The sequence below is a fragment of the Bacteroides sp. 51 genome (assembly GCF_010500965.1).
Taxonomy (GTDB): Bacteria; Bacteroidota; Bacteroidia; order Bacteroidales; family Bacteroidaceae; genus Bacteroides.
In genome coordinates this window covers 1-396 of the sequence record NZ_QVMI01000097.1, presented here as the reverse complement: position 1 = coordinate 396, position 396 = coordinate 1, and the positions used below count along the sequence as shown (strand labels likewise).

The 396-nt window shown below is 38.4% G+C and carries 1 pseudogene; it reads right to left on the bottom strand.

The window, feature by feature from the left end:
• Window positions 1–213: 213 nt before the first annotated feature.
• Window positions 214–396: pseudogene (locus D0T87_RS23655) on the bottom strand (hypothetical protein); the annotation flags it as partial.

The window sequence follows — 396 nt, the reverse complement described above, 5'->3', positions numbered from 1 at the left end:
GTTTATATTTGTTACTAATAGCAACAAAGCCAAAAATATAAAATTACTTCTCATGTATTTTAATTTTAAGTTTTGAATTATGAATTCTGAATTACTTCTCTAATCCTTACTTCCTACCTCTTACTCTTTTTGTTCTTACTCCTAACTTTCAACTTTCAACTTTCAACTTTCAACTCAATAAGCTGTCAACTCTCAACTGTCAACTGTCAACTGTCAACTATCAACTGTCAACTCCAAAATCACAAAAGTGATTTTGTACTCAATCCTTCTCAGCCCCGGATACGTCTCCCGGCGCAGTTGCTCGTAAAAGTCGGGCCATTCATCGCGCAGGCGCATTTCGCGCTCGTCGGCATCGCGGGTACCGCGGATGATTTCGAGGATCATATATTTCTTTAT